The following is a 16185-nucleotide window of genomic DNA, read 5'->3' on the forward strand; positions in this document are numbered from 1 at the left end:
TTTTTATCAAGAAGGGCTTGCAATTCCCGAATCTCCTCGCATGAGAAACAACTTGGGCGATGGCCATTGGGTTTGGCTGATAATCGTTGGTTTTCACGGTAAGCTCTGACCCAATTGCAGATGCTAGCCGGGGTATAACCTAAAATATCTGCCAATTGCCTGGCTGTTGCTTTTCCATCAAGATACGCATGAACAGCCTTGGTTCGGATTTCTTCAGATGCAAATTTCATCTCTGCAATCTAAACGATTTTTAAATAAAATAAAAGTCAAATTGCTCTAGCCGGGGTATAACCTAAAATATCTGCCAATTGCCTGGCTGTTGCTTTTCCATCAAGATACGCATGAACAGCCTTGGTTCGGATTTCGTCAGATGCAAATTTCATCTCTGCAATCTAAACGATTTTTAAATAAAATAAAAGTCAAATTGCTCTAGAGCAGATTACCTTTGACTTTTTATGAAAGTCAAAGGTGGCATTCAGGCGAAAAACGCGGTTTTCGCCTGAATGTACGCCGCGTTGCGGCGGCTGCCGCTTTCGCGTCAGCAGAGCATTTTCAAAGTGAAAATGCTCTATCACGCGCCCACCTTGCCGGATGACGTGACGGCCTGGGCGGAAAACCAGTGGTCGGAAGCGGGCGGGAGCGGCACGCCGCCCGGCATTGTGAACGGCAGGCTCTCGGAAGCAGGGCTGTACAAACTTCTCTCGCAGATGCGCGTGGGCAATCCCAACTGGTTCGCGCAAATCGCCTCCGCAACGGATGCCGGACTCTTGCGGGAGCTTGTCATCATGCAGGCGTTTCAACTGGAACTGACGCGCAAGAACACAGACTTGCTGGACAGGCTGACCGTCATTGCTTCGCTGGATTACCTCACGCGCATGGAAGGCACGACGGGCAGGGAAATGGATGACCTCTACACGCGCATGGTCGGCGCGCAACAGTAGGGGGCGGCTATGCGACTGCTACAACGAAAAAAGGTCGGCATGAGTGCCGGTGCGATAAAAAACGCAATCGTTCCCGCTTACTTTATACACAAGAAGCCAATCCGGTTCTATATGCAACTCCCGGTATGGTTTCCACTCACCTTTGAGGGCATGATCACGACAACGCTCGGGCAGTTGTTCCTCATTAAGTAAAAGCATAAGTATCGTTTTCAGCTTTTGCATATCGTAGCCGCGATGTTCCACCTTTCTCACATCACGGCGAAATTGAGCGGTAAAAGTGGAATTACGCACTTATATTCCCAACTGCCTGAAAAGGTCTTCTGCATCCTTGGCGTGAAATATTTCCTCTCCCCGTTCCGCTTTCTCTATGGTTTCACGGGTCAGTGCATTGGGGATTTCCTCACTGAAAGGAAGGCGCTTTTCTCGAGCAATTCTCGTCAACGTCATACGCAATGCATCAGAAACAGTAAGCCCCCAATCCGCAAGGACGGCACTGGCTTCATCCCTGATGGCAGGATCAATTCTGGCACGAACAACGGCGTTGGCAGACATATTTTTTCTCCTTTTGAAAAATGTAGCCCAAATGTGCGCATTGTCAAGTATCACACAGCGTTGAATCGGAGGGAATGTCATGGCCTCATCTGACCTTCCCGCGACTTCGGAAGTTTTGCTCCAGACCGATGCCAGCAAGCATATTCTGGACATCTTTCTCGGCCAGGGCTGGGATACCTGGGGCGCGAGCCTTGGCGGCAGTCAGGCTTCCGAGTTGATGCTTGAAATGTTCAGCGCCTTCAATCTGGTGGCTCTCGCTGTGGTGTCGGCCCTGTTCATCTGGATTCTGGCCGTTGCCGTGGCCGGGACGGCGCATGAAGGAACACCCTTCGGCAAGCGGTACAGTTCCCTGTGGATGCCCTTGCGTTTTGTGGGCGCAACGGGCGCTCGGGCTCCCATCTTCAAAGGGCTGTCCTTCTTTCAGGTGGCGATTCTGGCCTGCATCGGTTTCAGCATCAACCTCGGCAACTACGTCTGGGAGCTAGGTACGGACTATTCTGTGGAGCATGGCGGTCAGCTCACCGTGCAGGCTCCGGATCAGAACGTCACCCACTACACGGCCATCAGCAATGGCGCGTTGGAATCGCTGACGCTGCAATACTATCTGAGCGAACGGCGCGGCCTGAACATTCTGCCGGGCGGGGAATGGACATACAGCGGCAACTGGTTCCGCTCCGGGGGCGAATACAGGTTCCTTTTCAACGGCAATGCGGGAAGCATCACGGTTTCCTGCGTGGATGAAGGCGACGCCCTGTGCCGGGGCAAGGTCAACGCCGTAAGCGCGGCGGTTTCCGCGCTTTCGCCGCTGGCGCAGCAGCTTGCCGATCCCGACACGCCCGCATCCTCCATTGATCCCCGTGCCCTCTACGATGCGACCACTACGGTCAACCAGACCATTCTGGCCGATGTGCAGAACTACGCGCAACAGAGTCAGCTTCAGGGCAATCTCAACGAGTTCAGGGAAAATGCCGCGCAATACGGCTGGTTCGCGGCAGGCTCATCCTAGTGTCTAATTGCAAAAATTCCGAGCGTTATTTCTAAGTTGGCATCCCTTGATTTCTCTTTTCCTCCAGACAAATGGTTGCGCGTTTTGATTATATGACTCAACAAAAGCCGCTATATGCTCACTAAGGGCCTACGTAGTAGAAAAACTCGCTCCGCGCAACGATTGACGGGTCAGTATGCCAAACCAAATTTCAACCATATTCAGCCAGCTTGCATAGGTTGGCGTATAATGAAAAAATACATTGGGGTGGCTTTTGAGCCATGCTTCATGCCGCTTATGGATAGCGTGGTTGTCCGCAATAATGTGAAATTCTTCGGATTCAGGAAGTTCAGCCAAAAGTTCTTCTAAAAATTTCCTGAATCCTTTTTTTGTCTTCTGATTGCTTTCTGTTGATTTTGCATGAATTATTCCGCTTGACACTTCCAAAGCCGCAAATAAATTCAATGTCCCATTACGTTTATATGTATCCTCAAAACCATGAACAAGTTTATTATCTGATGTTACCGCATAGCCTGTCCGGCGTTGCAGCGCCTGGATATTGGGCTTTTCATCAACACAGATGACGAAAGCATTCTCTGGAGGAGCCAAGTAAAGTCCAACGACATCAGCCGCTTTTGTCGTAAACTCCGGGTCTGTACTTATACACCAGCTGCGTTTACGCGCTAAACTTATTCGTTGTTCTCTGAGGAAACGCCATACAGCATGCTTTGACACTTGCAATTTTTGAGCAAGCAAAGTTCCTGTCCATTGCCCATACCCATTTGGAGGAGCTGATTCCAAAGTCCTTAATACTTCTTCGCGGAAATTTTTGTTGTAAACTGGAGGTCGTCCCTTGCGATGAAGATCTGCAAGCCCTTTACTACCTGACTCGATAAAACGGTTTCTCCAGCGAGTTACCATTGTCAGGCTGACGTTAAGTTTTTTTGCAATATGCGATAACGGCATCTTCTGAAGGCAGCAAAGAATAATTTTTGCGCGCAGAACCTCAGAAAAGGACGCGGTACGACTACTCGCAATATCGCTTAAAATACGTGCATCTTCGCTTGAACAAGTGACTATCCGTGCTATCCGCGCCATAACTGCCCCCATTTTTGGGGGCATGATATATTAATATCTTTATTGTCCCACTCAGGGAGGGGTACCCCCCCCCACCTTTAGGTGGCGGCTTTAGCATTTCTTTTGTAGGCTGTGGGCATGAGCAACTATCGCAGAGGTTCCCACAGTGTTTTTTCAATTCACCTGCACCTGATCTGGATAACCAAGTACCGGAAAAAAGATTTTGTCTGGCGACATCGCCCAAAGCTCCCGGTCGCTGATACGCGACATCTGCGAGAAGCACCAGGTAGAAATACTGAAAGGGCATATAGCTTCTGACCATATCCATCTTTTCGTTTCGATTCCGCCAAACCTTGCTGTGAGCAAGCTGATGCAACAACTGAAAGGCCGGACCGCCCATGCCATGATAAACGAATTTCCATTGTTGCGCCGGCAGTATTGGGGACGCCATATGTGGGCGCGCGGCTATTTTTGTTGCAGCAGCGGCAATGTGACCGATGAGGTTATCAAACAATACATTGCGCAACAGGAAGATGCTGATGACACCTTCCGGATTGAGGGTGAATGACTTTAGCCTGCTTCAGCAGGAGCTATACCGGCTTTAGCCGGAACGCGACTTTAGTCGCCAAGGTGAATCCACCGGCTTTAGCCGGTGGAGTGTCCAATCCTGCCGGTCACTCTGTTGCTATCTTCTGAATATGTTACACCATCTGTTCCTCTCGACCAGCCGCTCATAGTCGGCGCCCTGTGCGCAGACACCCAGCGCGGTCAGCACTTCCCCTGCGCTCCGTTCCCAGCCCCGGGTATCCCAGGGCACAGCGTGTCCGGCGGCATCCGCGTCAGGTACGAAGACGGTGGAATCCTCCCGGGCCAGCTGCTGCGCCAAATCGTCGCTATCCGTAAACTGATGGATATTCCCTCCATGCGCGAGCAATGGTTGCAATTCGTCATACAGGGCATTACGGCGTACATAGACGACCTTGCCGCGTGCGAGCGCATGCAGGACGGGGAAGCCAAATCCCTCATAGATGCTGGGAAATATGACGCACTGCGCCTGGTCATAAAGTGCGAAAAATTCCGCATCGGGCAGCTCACCGCTGGTGATACAGGTGACGTTTGGCCAGGGGCAGTCTCCTGTATAGCCAATGGCAACAAAGGAACGGTCGGGGAAGTGGGGAGCCAGCGCGTCCACCGTGGGGGCAACGAATTTGTGTTTGAAATGATTTCCCACCACAAGAATATGTCTGCCCGGTGCATGGCTGGGGCGTCCGTAGTCCGCCATATCCAGTGAATGATGCGTCACGGCGCGCAGGCATCTGGCATCAAAATGGAAGCGTTCCTCCAGGCGCCTGAGCGTGAAGCGGGATTGAGTGAAAACACAGTCGGCGAATGTGGCCACAAAAGCCCAGAGGTCATCCAGCCCGGGCACCTGGGCGGCGATATATTGGCAATCATACCCGATGGCATCAAGCATGAAGAAGGCAACAATGGGCGCGCTCCGGAAAAGGGGTGGCAGTTCTTCCGGGCGCCAGGGCTGCCCCATACGGATGATGGCAAAGGGCTGCTCCTGGATTGCGCCCGGCTCCAACCGGCTCAGGCCCGCAATGGAGGCGAGCCCGTGCGCGTCCCAGACGGCACGGGACGCGATGACGGCGAGGTCAATGTCATTGCACACCGCCGCGGCACCGCGCAACAAGGCAATGCCTGCCTCATTGGTTCCATCGTGCCCGGTGGAAAAATAGGAAAAATCAAAGGCCACAAGTCGCCTGCCCGGCGCAAGCAGCCGACAGACCTGGCGCTCGGCGATACGGCGCGCCGATCCAAGAAATTCCTGCAGCATCTTCCCGGCTTCCGGAAAACGCTTGTCCAGAAGTCCCTCATCCGCCCGGCTGGGAGACGGAGGGGCCGACGAGACGAAGATGTGGTTCAACATGATGGAACGGAAGCCGAAAGCGTTGGCGCGCAGGGCAAGGTCGTCCACTGCGGCTGGCCATGTGGCGTAGGCTTCGTCCAGCAGGCCGATTTCCTTCAGGAAGGCCGTTTTGAGCAGGACGCAGGCAGGGAAGAGGCGCGGAACATACGTGTGCCGCGGGAGGAGGCGCCGCAGGGCCGCCCGGGTGGCGCCCGACGCCGCCAACGGCAGAGGCAGGCCCGTCACCACGCCGCTCTGGTCGCGAGGGGACGCAAACATCACCATGGGATCTGCATCCGTGCTGCAGGAAAAGGCCACCATTTCCGCCAAGGACTGCACCGTGGGGGCGCAGTCGCGACCGATGATGATAATGTCCTCATCCTGACGGAGTGCCTGATGCAAAGCGGCGTTGACCGCCAGTACCTCGCGCGCGCGATCTTGCAGCCATGGTGGCGACATAGGATCTGCCTGGCCAAGGGGCCGGTGTGGGTTCCAGCACAGCACTGTCCACGGCACCGTGCGGAGGAGCGCGGTAACGGCCTCGGCGTGCGGCTCAAGATAAAGGACAATCACTTGCTCTCCCCGCCTTCCCGTCCGGCGTGTAGCCCATGGGGCGCGCTCCATGCTGTGACCGAGCCCTCATTCGGACGGATGATTCTGTAAGTATCCTCCTGCCGGGAAAAGTGGATACTGTAAAAGGGGTCTACAGCAAGAGCCACCCACCGATCACGCATATAGCTATTCTCTTTATGCGCACGGAGCTGCTTTTCTGGGGTGTCTTCAACGGCGCTGCGCGAGGTGAATTCATGATGGCGTAGGATTGCATACGGAGTATAGACGTTGCGATATCCTGCTTCATACAGCCAGCAGCAGAAATCAATATCATTGAAGGTGACGGCCAGCCGCTCCTCAAGCCCGCCCGATTCAAGAAATTTGTGCTTTTCCACCATCAGGCACACGCTGGTGACGACACAGACCCAGTGCGCGGCCTGCGTACGCGCGAAATATTCTTCGCTATCGTCTGGCCTGCCTTTGAAAGCCTCGCGGACGATGTGCGCGGTACCCAGCATGACGACGCCCGCATGCTGGATGCTGCCGTCCGGATAAAGGAGCTTGGGGGCCACTGCGCCGATGCGAGGCTGGAGCGCATAGCCGGCAAGGATTTCTACCCAGTCGGGTGTGATGACTTTTGCATCGTTGTTCAAAAAGACGAGCAGTTCGCCGCGGGTTCGCTCTGCAGCCATGTTGTTGATTTTCGAAAAGTTGAATGGCCAGTCCCAGTGAATGACGCTGACCTGCGGATGACCGTCATACGCGTTGCAAAGCACCCACGCGTCCTCTTTCGTGCTGCCGTTGTCAACAAGGATGAGGTCAAGGGCCCGGTAGAGGGAACGGTGCAGCACGCTTTCAAGGCAGCGGTCGGTCACGGGGGCGTGATCGCGCGCAAGCACTATGCAGGGCACCCGCGGCGAAGGGCACAGCGCAGGCCCAGATCGTGGCCCTGCGCGCCTTCACCGGGCCGCAGGTCGCCTAGCTGGCGCAAAAGCTCGCTCCGGTATACCATGAGATGGCAAAGGTAATTTGGCGCCAGCAGCAACTCTTCATTCCATTGCCCCTTGAAATACGGAGCATAGCGGTTTCCCTGCTCGTCAAGATGATCCATATCCGTATAGGAGAGCACTAACAATATAATGTAAATGCTCTCATTTTTACCTGTCGTTTTTTTCAAAGTAAGGAAAAAAACTTCAGTTCCCAGCCGCCCGGGTCTCCGCTCCAACGGTTGCCTGGCTCCTTAGCAATGCAGGTCAGGGAGGCGTTGGCAGCGAAAAAAACAGCCTTGTTCAGTTCCGCCGGTACATGACAGACATGCCGCAAAAGCCGGTCAATGGGGCCTGCGTGGGTCACCGCAAGCAGTGAGGCGTCCTTCGCGAGAGCCGTGTCCGCTTCCATAAACCAGTCGAGGACGCGGGCATGTAGTTGGCTTACGGATTCCCCGCCCGGATACGGAGTTGAGAAAGAACGGATCCGGAAAAAATCCGGATACATTTTTTCAGCCTCCGCCCAGGTGAGATTTCCGCATTCGCCGGAATCATGTTCGCCAAGACGCGGATCTGTTTCAAATGTTGCGCCGGGCAAGACGATCTCCGCCGTCTGTCGGGCCCTGGCCCAGTGCGACACCATGAGCGCGTCAAACCGCAGGCCGTATTCCTTGATGAGGCGACCCGCTCTGACGGCTTGCTGCCGTCCCTTTTCCGTCAGGGCGTGCGCGGGCGTGCCGTTCACCAGTCCGAGAACATTGGCTTCAGCCTCTCCATGGCGAAGAAGATAGATTTTTTTCATAAGGAATGACTCAATCGATAGTGATTGTTTGGTTCAGTCACAGGCTATGAGGGTAAATATTCAAATATTTCATGGAGTGCTTCTATGCTTCTTGTCTGTTGTGGAAGTTGTTTGCATATTTCTATCTTCTTTTTTCCCGATGCGAGAATCAGGAGCTTGCCGACCCCGGCTGCCGCTGCCGCTTCCATATCATGGGCACTATCGCCGACCATTATGGAGGCGGTAAGGTCGATCCTGTGTTCTTGGGCAGCCTGAAGCAACATCCCCGGTGCTGGTTTGCGGCAGGTGCATGCCCGTTTGAGGGCGCCTTTTCCGTGTACCGGGTGATGCGGACAGAAATATACTGTGTCTATGTGCGCCCCCCTTGTGCGAAACTGCTCCTGCATCCAGTCCATAAGTGTTTTAAATTCTTCGTATCCGTAGTAGCCGCGGGCGATGCCCGCCTGGTTGGTCACGATGATGACCGGCATGCCACAGGCGTTAGCTGCGGCGACAACGGCGAAAATGCCTGGCAGGAAGCGAATCTGATCCGGGCGGTGGGCGTAGCCCACATCCTCATTGACAATGCCGTCCCGATCCAGAAATAGTGCGCCCCGGCCGCCTTTAGCGTTCACGTTCACGCTGAATTTCCCCGTAGACGGTACACAATTGTTCCGCCGCACGCTGCCAGGTGTAGCGGGCCCGAATAAACTCACGGAGGCGCTCCCCATCCTGGGCGCGGCGCAGCCCTTCGAGAACGGCGGCGCGGATGCTGTCCTCGCTATCCGGGTTCAGATAAACGGCGAAATTTCTGAAATATTCATGCGTGCAACCCTCTGTGGTCAGCGCAACACGCGTGCCGCAGGCGGCTGCCTCCAGCGCGGCGAGCCCCGGAGTCTCAAGTGTTGAGGCAAGCACCAGCAAATCGGCGGCCGCGTATGCCGACCTTTGCAGCTCTGAGGCATGCTCCAGCAGTCCGATGAAACGGACGCTCGTATCCGCTGCTGCTCTGCAGTGTGCCGCATAGTCCTGTTCCCGATCCTGGCCCGCGATAACCAAGGTAATACCAGTCCCTTTGAGAGCATTGATGAGGTTGAGCTGATTTTTCCGCACCTCCACATTGCCCATGCAGAGGATGAATGGGGTATCAATGCCGAAGGCACTCCTGAATATCTGCGGGGCGACCGGTTCGAAAAAGATGTCGTCCACCCCATTTACTATGGGCGAGAAACGGTTCGCCGGGATGCCGAACAGTTCCGCCAGCTGATTGCACTCCGCCTGCGAGTTGGGGAGAATGCGTGTGGGCATGTGCAACAGCGTTCGGTATTCTTCCAAAGGATATTTTTCTTTATGGTCGATCCACACGATAGGCGAAATAACCAGGGGGAGTTTTCTCGCCGAAACAACATGGTGGCAGAACCGCCAGGAACCTGTCTGTAAAGAAAAATGGTGGACGATATCGGCGGTATCAAATTGCGGCCCAGGATTCCACATATCGTATCTGAGTGTTGTTACTCCCAACCGTTCCAGATACTCCATGTATTTCAAAAGCTGGACTTCCCCGCCCCCGCGGCAGTCAAAAGCAGCGGGCCACGTATTGAACAGGACAGTGAGCTTTTTCATCGCGCCAACTCCAGTGCCGGGGCATGGTCGCCCCCGCTGGCGGCGGCCAGCATGTACTGGCTGCGGGCATAGTCTTCGGGGATGCCAATATCAATAAAGTCAGCCTGCTGGATACTGGCAGCCAGCTTGCCCTGCTCGGCCATATATGGAAGTGCGTCCTTCTCCAGGGAAAAGGCGTCCGGCATATTCCGGAACTCCTGAAGCGTTTCACTGGGCCGGAAAAGGTAACACCCGGCATTGATGAGGCCGGAACCTTGCCGCTTTTCCTCAAAGCCTTTTACGCGGCTCTGCGCGTCAAGAGTTACCGAGCCGTATCGGGAGGCATCTTCAACGGACAGCAGCGCCATCAGCATGGCGCTGCCACCCAGGGCCGCCGCATCGCGTTGCAGGATAGCCAGTGAGCCACAGAACCATGTGTCGCCGTTGAGCAGAAGCGCCTCGGCATCTTCCGCAAAAACGCCACTCCGCAGCGCATACGCCAATGCTCCCCCCGTACCCAGCGGGGAGTCTTCGTACACGTATTCGATGGTGGTGCCGCCCCAGGAGGAGCCGAAGTGCCGCCGGATGACATCCCCTTTGTAGCCGGTGGAGAGGATGAAGCGGTGTATTCCCTGCTTGTGCCAATAGAGCAGTATGTGCTCCAGAAAAGGTCGCCCTGCCACCGAGGCCATGGGCTTAGGCACATCCGGAACCACCTGGCGCAGGCGCGTCCCCAGACCTCCGCACAAAATGAGTGCGGTATTCACAGGCGAGGGCATGAAAGGCATGGGCATGGCATCACGTTCTATAATATATAATCCGGCTTCCTTCGTCTTCGAACTTGAAGGGCACGCGAATAAGTCCAGATAGCGCACGGACAACATCATGCTGTCGTGCAGGCTCCACAAAGAAAATGATGAAGCCGCCTCCGCCGGCGCCCAGAAGCTTTCCCCCGATAGCGCCATGCTGGCGCGCCACCTCATAGATGGCATCCACTTCAGTAGTGCTGACCTCTTGCGCAAGGCCGCGCTTCAATATCCAGGTGTTATGGAGCAATTCCCCAAAGGCACGGATATCCCTGTCCGAGACGAGGATTTCTGTCGCCTGATCGACCATGGCGCGCATGGTTGCAAGCTGGGCTTTGTTCTCCTCCATCTTTTCCAGCTGCGCCTTTGCCACGGTGCTCGAGAATCTGCTGAAACCCGTAAAGAAAAGCAGCAGGTGGGAGTTCAGCAGTTTTTTTCTGGATTCGGAGAGCGGAAGCGGATCAACAGAGAAACTTCCGTTTTTATGGAAATTGATGACGTTCAATCCACCGAAGGATGTGGCAACCTGATCCTGGGAGCCGACATTTTCTTTGAGGATGTTTTGTTCCAGATGAATGGCCTTCTTGGCCAGCCATTCATTGCTGACATGGCGCCCGCGCAGGCCTTCCATGGCCTGAAGCAGTCCCACCACGAAGGCGGAGGAGGAGCCTAGCCCCGACCGGGCCGGCAGATCGGCGTCGCAGTGGATCTCCACTCCCTGCTCATAGCCGTTTTCATAAGAGAGGAGTATCTCCTTGATGGCCGGATGGCGTATCTCGTCTATTTCTCTGGCGCTTTCAATTTTTGAATATGTCACATGGTATTTGTGATCAAAAAAAGGTGGAAGCCAGCGACAGGTGACATAGGAATATTTGTCGAAGGTGGTGGAAAGTACAGCCCCCCCATGTTGGGCCACATAGGTCGGATAGTCGGTTCCCCCGCCGAAAAATGACATACGAAAAGGTGTACGGGTTATTATCATGGCTGTGGGTTCGCCTTTATGGCTGGATCTTCAACATTATTTTGCTCAGTACCCGCAACGCCATACGCCGCCCTGTAGGCGGCCACGATTTCACTGCATGAACCTATTGCCTGGATACGCTTATTTTCCACCCACGCCGCCCGGTCACACAGTTTGGCGACGCTTTCCAGCCCGTGGGAAACCATGATAATGGTCACCTTTTTATTATTCCTGAATTCCTCGAATTTTTTTTCGCATTTTTGCGTAAAGGCCAGGTCGCCCACAGCCAGCACCTCGTCCACCAGCAGGATCTCCGGCTTGAGGATGGAGACCACCGAAAAGCCCAGCTTGGCGTACATGCCGGAAGAATAGGTGCGCACGGGCTGGTCGATGAAGTCGTCAAGTTCCGAGAATGCGATAATTTCTTCCGCGTGCTCCCTCACTTCCTGTTTGGTCAGGCCCAGCAGCACGCCGTTGAGCAGGATATTCTCCCTGCCGGTCAGCTCCGGATGAAAGCCCGCGCCCAGCTCCAGCAGAGGCGAGACCCGCCCGTTGACGCGTACTTCGCCGCGTTCCGGCGCGAGCACCCCGGCGATAAGCCCCAGCGTGGTGGACTTGCCAGCCCCGTTGCGGCCGATAAAGCCAAAGCACTCGCCCTTTTTGATTTCAAAGCTCACGTCTTCCAGCACGCTACGGCGGCGGAACAGCTCCCGCGCGGTGCTCGGGAGGTGGAAGAGCACGTTTTTGATCCCCCCCGTCATGTGGTAGTAGGAGGGATAGCTCTTGTACACATGGCGGAAGGCCACGGCGACGGGATCCGTCATATGATCTCCGCAAAGCGGCGCTGCAGCGCGTGGAAGGTGAGGCCGCCGAGCAGCAGGAAGACGGCGGCGTAGAGGCAGGCCGGCACCAGCCACGCCAGAACCACCGTGTTCTCCGCCAGGACGGAGCGCCAGCAGATGAAGAGCGGCGCCACGGGATTGGCCCTGAACACCCACAGGTAGTTTTCCGGCACCATCTGGATGACATACATGATGGGCGTGCCGAAAAAGGCCACCTGCACGCAGATGCCCACCAGATTTCCCAAATCGCGGAAAAAGACATTGAGCGTGCCCAGCAGCAGGGAGAGACCGTAGGTGGTGGCGAGCGTCAGCGCGAGGAGCAGGGGCACCCCCCACAGCCATATCCAGCCCGGGCGCAGCCCCTCGTAGAAAAGAAAGGCCAGGAAAATGGGCAGAGACAGGATAAGGTGCACCATGTTCTGCAAATTCATGACCAGGGGGATGGCCTGCCGGGGAAAGGCCACCTTCTTGACCAGGGTGGGGTTGGCGAGAAAGGTCTGCGTGCCCTCCTGGACGCAGTTGCTGAAGCATTGCCAGGGGAACATGGCCGACAGGAGCACCACGATGAAATGCGGCACGTTCATGCGCATGAACAGGCCGAACACCACATAGAAAATATAGGCGTTGGCCAGCGGGTTGAGCACGGACCAAAAAAAGCCGAGCACGCTGCCCTTGTAGCGGACGGTCAACTCCTTGTGCACCAGCACCCGCAACAGGTCGCGGTACCATATCCATTTGCGGGGAGAGGTCATGACGCCTCCCGCAGCAGGTAGCTGAACTTGCCCCGCACGCCCACAAAGACCAGCTCATCCGCCCCGATGCGCCGCAAGGGCAGGGAAGGGAACTGCGCGCGCACCCTGGCGCTTATGTCCTCCCAATCTTCTTCCGGCGTGACCAGGCGCAACTCCACGGCCCGCCCATCCCGCACGAGGATCTGGAAGTCCGCGATATTGCCGCAGCGATCGAGAATATCTTGTATGTAATGGGTGGGGTACTGTATGCCGTCAATGTCCACACTGTCATGCGTCCGGCCCGTGATTTCGGTAATCCACCAGCCGTCGGCGCGTTCCTCAAGGCGTCCCATATCGCCCATGCGGTACCGGATGAGCGGCATGACCGGGTTGCGCAGGTTGGTGAAGACCAGTTCCCTGGCGCTCCCGGCGCCGCTGGCGTCCGTCACGTCGGCTGTTTCCGGCCAGACAAGGGAATCGCAGACCAGCATCTCTCCGCGCGGGCCGGCGGCACGCTCCTGCGCCATAACGCCGAACTCACAGGCTCCGTAACGATTGGACACGCGTACGCCCAGCACGTCCTCGATGCGGGTGCGCTGGGCGTCGGTGAGCATTTCGCCGGTGGAGACAAAGACGTCGAACAGCCCGCAGATATCAAGCCTCGCACGCCGTCCGTAGCGGGCCAGGGCGAACATGGACGAGGGATGCCCCTGCACAAAGCGGGCCCGCGCATTGCTCAGGTCGGCGATGAGCGTCTCCTGCGCAGCATCGTCAAAGCCGCTCGTGTAGATGTTGTACCGGTGGAGCGCGAAACATTTTTTCGCCTCAAACTCAGGCCAGCGCGGACGGCGCGTGCCCGCGAAACGGGTAGAGAGGTGCGCCTCGCGAAACCAGCGGCGTTTGCCCGCCCATTCCAGCACCTGAATGTTCTGGGCGGCGGTCCAGTCCAAACTTTTCTGGTCGTAATAGATGGTGGCGGCCAGGCCCGTGGAGCTGCCGGTTTTCTGCTCGCGGACAATCTTGTCGGCATACGGCTCGCTGATGAGGCGGCGGCCCTGTTCACGCAGGATATCCTTGGTCAGATAGGGGAGCTCTTCCAGATAGCGCGGGTCGCGACGGAGGGAGGCCGGGTCAAAATGCCGCGCGGCGAAAAGCTCCCGGTAATAGGGCACCGTGGCTCCGGCATGTTCCACAGTGGATGCGAGGCGTTCCCGCGCCCGCGCCTTGCGCTCGGCAAAGGGCAATGCCGCCTCGGCGCGCAACACGCGTAGCCTGGGCGTGATATGGCGGTGCTGGATACGTTCCGCCAGAGGGTAGATGCAGGCGACCTTGACCATGCCCCATATATCCTGCCAGAAATTACGCACAGGCACAGACCCCGGATTCCTCGCGCAGAACGCCAGAAAACACCTCGTCGAGGATACGCTCCATGCGTGCGAAGCGAGCATCCCAAGAATGGCGCCGGCAGGCCGCGTCAATTGCGGCGGCATCGCGGCGCTGGCCGCCGAGGACTCCGTCCATGGCGTGGGCGAACTCGTCGTCCCCATCGCAGGGGAAATACAAGTCCGTGAAATTTTCCAGCGCGGGCAGGCGCGTGCCCACCACGGGGAGGCCCGCGGCCAGGAACTCAAAAAATTTCATGGGAAACATGGCGCCCGTGTAGTCGTTATGCGGTATAGGCAGCACAGCCATGTCGCAATGCCCCATGAAATACGGCAGGCGCCCGTACACACGCGGGCCGAGGATGTGGACATTGGGGAGGTTCGGGGGATGGCGGCTGAAAGGCTGGCCCTCCCCTATCGGGCCCACAAGCACCCAGTGGCGGTCGGGATAGCGGCGTGCCAGGCGCTCCATCAGGGCGAAGTCAACTTTATATTCGCTGAGCGCGCCCACAAACAAAAGACGCGGGCGTGGAATGGCGGCCAGTTCCGCAGGCTCCGCAGTGATGCCCGCTGTGGCGAAAAACGCCTGGTCGCAAACATTGGGTTCGTATTCGACCCGCGGAAATAGCGGCGCCATGGATTCGCGCAGGCGCGGCGAAGTGGTGAAGCACAGCTGGGCCACGCGACCGAGCGCCCTTTCACCAGCGCGAATGGTCGGCCCGTCAATGCCGGGCGCGGCGGAGAGATCGTCCACGCAGTGGTAGACAATGCCCCTGTTGGGGAGGGCGGCGCACAGCGGGGCAATAGCAGGATTGTACGTCCAGATAAGCGGGCGCTTCATGCCCAGACGTGACAGGCACAGACGCAGTTGGGCACGCAAAAGCACCATGTTGCACGCCCTCGCCCGTGCGGACGCCTGAAAAGGGATCGCCAGCGGCGACACCCGCCAGATCCCCGGGCGAACCTCTCTTGCCCCTGCAAGCAAGCGCAACAGGCGGCGACCCATGCGCCGCAGATCCCGGCGGTGCAACGTGGGACGGCGCAGCCCCAGCGATTCCACATACAGCACGCGATACCCTCGTTTGGCGAATTGGATGGCCATGTGCTGTTTGTTGGTCCAGAAGGGATTGTCCCAGTCTGCCGTGGAAAAGAGGAGCAGGTCATGCCTGGGTATCTGCATAAGCACCCCCCTTGAGATATGGCTTATTCAGCAGACAACATGTCAAGCTATTTTTATGTTTCTCAAGCCGTTGCCTGCGTATTCCCGGATAACCAAAGAAGTATCCGCACAGAGTACTGCTGGCATCCATGGCGCTACTGCTTTCGCGGCAGAGGGTGACTGTCGGGAATGCCCCAGAGGTCAGCAAAGCAAAGTACCACCGAGTAAAATTGAGGCAGCCCCAGAGCGTTTAGCTGCTTTTAGCCATGCAGTCCTTTCGGAATGAGGTTTTCCCGGCCGGGGGCCGCAATCAGCGCATTGCTTGTCGACGGTAAGGCCCATAAGTTCTTGCGTAACAGAGTTGAACTGAGGTCAACAGACTTTTAGGTTAATTTCCTGTTCAAATCAAGCAAAAAAATAGAAAAATGTTTTGTTTTTTTGGTTTGAGCAGAAAAGAAACCTTTTGGCTGGATATTCCTTTTTGCGCAAACAGGACACTAGAGCAATTTGACTTTTATTTTATTTAAAAATCGTTTAGAGCATTTTCTCTTTGAAAATGCTCTGCTGACGCGAAAGCGGCAGCCGCCGCAACGCGGCGTATATTCAGGCGAAAACCGCCTTTTTCGCCTGAATGCCACCTTTGACTTTTATAAAAAGTCAAAGGTAATCTGCTCTAGATTGCAGAGATGAAATTTGCATCTGAAGAAATCCGAACCAAGGCTGTTCATGCGTATCTTGATGGAAAAGCAACAGCCAGGCAATTGGCAGATATTTTAGGTTATACCCCGGCTAGCATCTGCAATTGGGTCAGAGCTTACCGTGAAAACCAACGATTATCAGCCAAACCCAATGGCCATCGCCCAAGTTGTTTCTCATGCGAGGAGATTCGGGAATTGCAAGCCCTTCTTGATAAAAA

Annotated in this window: 21 protein-coding genes and 1 pseudogene; 5 read left to right on the forward strand and 17 right to left on the reverse strand. The window is 56.1% G+C overall.

Translation table 11 applies throughout. The annotated features are described in order from the left end of the window. Together G7Y52_RS12645 and G7Y52_RS12650 are read right to left on the reverse strand one after the other, a co-directional pair. Positions 1–230 (reverse strand): helix-turn-helix domain-containing protein (locus tag G7Y52_RS12645; protein WP_165065509.1); only part of this gene is annotated, 230 nt, incomplete at its 3' end. 189 nt (positions 231–419) lie between these two features. Beyond that, positions 420–575, reverse strand: a complete 156-nt coding sequence (locus tag G7Y52_RS12650) for a hypothetical protein (protein WP_165072473.1) — start codon at positions 573–575, stop codon at positions 420–422. Here G7Y52_RS12650 and G7Y52_RS12655 point away from each other — a divergent pair. Continuing rightward, on the forward strand, positions 564–941 hold the full coding sequence (locus G7Y52_RS12655; RefSeq protein ID WP_206215297.1) for a hypothetical protein: 378 nt from the start codon (positions 564–566) through the stop codon (positions 939–941). The genes G7Y52_RS12650 and G7Y52_RS12655 overlap by 12 nt on opposite strands. Before the next feature lie 18 nt (positions 942–959). Here G7Y52_RS12655 and G7Y52_RS12660 read toward each other — a convergent pair whose 3' ends face one another. Together G7Y52_RS12660 and G7Y52_RS12665 are read right to left on the reverse strand one after the other, a co-directional pair. Continuing rightward, complete coding sequence (locus G7Y52_RS12660; RefSeq protein ID WP_165072477.1) at positions 960–1232, reverse strand: type II toxin-antitoxin system YafQ family toxin; 273 nt, start codon at positions 1230–1232, stop codon at positions 960–962. Beyond that, positions 1233–1493, reverse strand: coding sequence for a type II toxin-antitoxin system RelB/DinJ family antitoxin (locus G7Y52_RS12665; protein WP_165072479.1), 261 nt, complete (start codon positions 1491–1493; stop codon positions 1233–1235). Positions 1494–1572: 79 nt separating this feature from the next. Between G7Y52_RS12665 and G7Y52_RS12670 the strand changes: the two genes are divergently transcribed. Beyond that, positions 1573–2499, forward strand: coding sequence for a DotA/TraY family protein (locus tag G7Y52_RS12670; RefSeq protein WP_165072482.1), 927 nt, complete (start codon positions 1573–1575; stop codon positions 2497–2499). 3 nt (positions 2500–2502) lie between these two features. Here the strand turns inward: G7Y52_RS12670 and G7Y52_RS12675 are convergent. Then, a pseudogene (locus G7Y52_RS12675) lies at positions 2503–3576 on the reverse strand (IS630 family transposase). 202 nt (positions 3577–3778) lie between these two features. Between G7Y52_RS12675 and tnpA the strand changes: the two are divergent. After that, complete coding sequence (gene tnpA / locus G7Y52_RS12680; protein WP_206215298.1) at positions 3779–4123, forward strand: IS200/IS605 family transposase; 345 nt, start codon at positions 3779–3781, stop codon at positions 4121–4123. Positions 4124–4240: 117 nt separating this feature from the next. Here tnpA and G7Y52_RS12685 read toward each other — a convergent pair whose 3' ends face one another. The 12 genes from G7Y52_RS12685 to G7Y52_RS12740 all read right to left on the reverse strand — a co-directional run bounded on the left by G7Y52_RS12685 (position 4241) and on the right by G7Y52_RS12740 (position 15290). Beyond that, positions 4241–5926 carry a hypothetical protein gene (locus G7Y52_RS12685; RefSeq protein ID WP_165072484.1) on the reverse strand — a complete coding sequence of 562 codons (1686 nt, stop codon included), beginning with the start codon at positions 5924–5926 and terminating at the stop codon, positions 4241–4243. Between the two features lie 110 nt (positions 5927–6036). Beyond that, the gene (locus G7Y52_RS12690) at positions 6037–6930 is read right to left on the reverse strand and encodes a glycosyltransferase (protein ID WP_346773716.1); all 894 of its coding nucleotides are present in this window, start codon (positions 6928–6930) and stop codon (positions 6037–6039) included. Then, positions 6918–7154: a hypothetical protein gene (locus G7Y52_RS12695; RefSeq protein ID WP_206215299.1), complete on the reverse strand. Its 237-nt coding sequence runs from the start codon at positions 7152–7154 to the stop codon at positions 6918–6920. Before G7Y52_RS12695 ends, G7Y52_RS12690 begins: the two co-directional genes overlap by 13 nt. A gap of 38 nt (positions 7155–7192) precedes the next feature. Next, on the reverse strand, positions 7193–7807 hold the full coding sequence (locus G7Y52_RS12700; protein ID WP_165072487.1) for a histidine phosphatase family protein: 615 nt from the start codon (positions 7805–7807) through the stop codon (positions 7193–7195). A 44-nt stretch (positions 7808–7851) separates the two neighbouring features. Then, positions 7852–8427 carry a D-glycero-beta-D-manno-heptose 1,7-bisphosphate 7-phosphatase gene (gene gmhB / locus G7Y52_RS12705; protein ID WP_165072488.1) on the reverse strand — a complete coding sequence of 192 codons (576 nt, stop codon included), beginning with the start codon at positions 8425–8427 and terminating at the stop codon, positions 7852–7854. Next, positions 8411–9409: a glycosyltransferase gene (locus G7Y52_RS12710; protein ID WP_165072489.1), complete on the reverse strand. Its 999-nt coding sequence runs from the start codon at positions 9407–9409 to the stop codon at positions 8411–8413. Before G7Y52_RS12710 ends, gmhB begins: the two co-directional genes overlap by 17 nt. Further along, the gene (locus G7Y52_RS12715; RefSeq protein WP_165072490.1) at positions 9406–10182 is read right to left on the reverse strand and encodes a nucleotidyltransferase family protein; all 777 of its coding nucleotides are present in this window, start codon (positions 10180–10182) and stop codon (positions 9406–9408) included. Before G7Y52_RS12715 ends, G7Y52_RS12710 begins: the two co-directional genes overlap by 4 nt. 4 nt (positions 10183–10186) lie before the next feature. Further along, positions 10187–11176, reverse strand: coding sequence for a kinase (locus G7Y52_RS12720; protein WP_165072491.1), 990 nt, complete (start codon positions 11174–11176; stop codon positions 10187–10189). Then, positions 11173–11979 (reverse strand): ABC transporter ATP-binding protein, encoded by an 807-nt coding sequence (locus G7Y52_RS12725; RefSeq protein ID WP_165072493.1) that lies wholly within the window; start codon positions 11977–11979, stop codon positions 11173–11175. The genes G7Y52_RS12720 and G7Y52_RS12725 overlap by 4 nt, the downstream gene beginning before the upstream one ends. Then, entirely contained in the window at positions 11976–12749 is a 774-nt protein-coding gene (locus tag G7Y52_RS12730) for an ABC transporter permease (protein WP_165072495.1), read from the reverse strand. Before G7Y52_RS12730 ends, G7Y52_RS12725 begins: the two co-directional genes overlap by 4 nt. Next, positions 12746–14101, reverse strand: coding sequence for a phenylacetate--CoA ligase family protein (locus G7Y52_RS12735; RefSeq protein ID WP_165072497.1), 1356 nt, complete (start codon positions 14099–14101; stop codon positions 12746–12748). Before G7Y52_RS12735 ends, G7Y52_RS12730 begins: the two co-directional genes overlap by 4 nt. Next, the gene (locus G7Y52_RS12740) at positions 14088–15290 is read right to left on the reverse strand and encodes a glycosyltransferase (RefSeq protein WP_165072499.1); all 1203 of its coding nucleotides are present in this window, start codon (positions 15288–15290) and stop codon (positions 14088–14090) included. The genes G7Y52_RS12735 and G7Y52_RS12740 overlap by 14 nt, the downstream gene beginning before the upstream one ends. A 486-nt stretch (positions 15291–15776) precedes the next feature. On the opposite strand from G7Y52_RS12740, the gene G7Y52_RS12745 reads away from it, so the two are divergent. Together G7Y52_RS12745 and G7Y52_RS12750 are read left to right on the forward strand one after the other, a co-directional pair. Next, positions 15777–15959, forward strand: a complete 183-nt coding sequence (locus G7Y52_RS12745) for a hypothetical protein (protein ID WP_165072501.1) — start codon at positions 15777–15779, stop codon at positions 15957–15959. Beyond that, positions 15956–16185 (forward strand): helix-turn-helix domain-containing protein (locus G7Y52_RS12750; protein WP_165065509.1); only part of this gene is annotated, 230 nt, incomplete at its 3' end. The genes G7Y52_RS12745 and G7Y52_RS12750, both read left to right, overlap by 4 nt.

This window comes from Desulfovibrio sp. ZJ200 (genome assembly GCF_011039095.1).
Lineage (GTDB): Bacteria > Desulfobacterota > Desulfovibrionia > Desulfovibrionales > Desulfovibrionaceae > Desulfovibrio.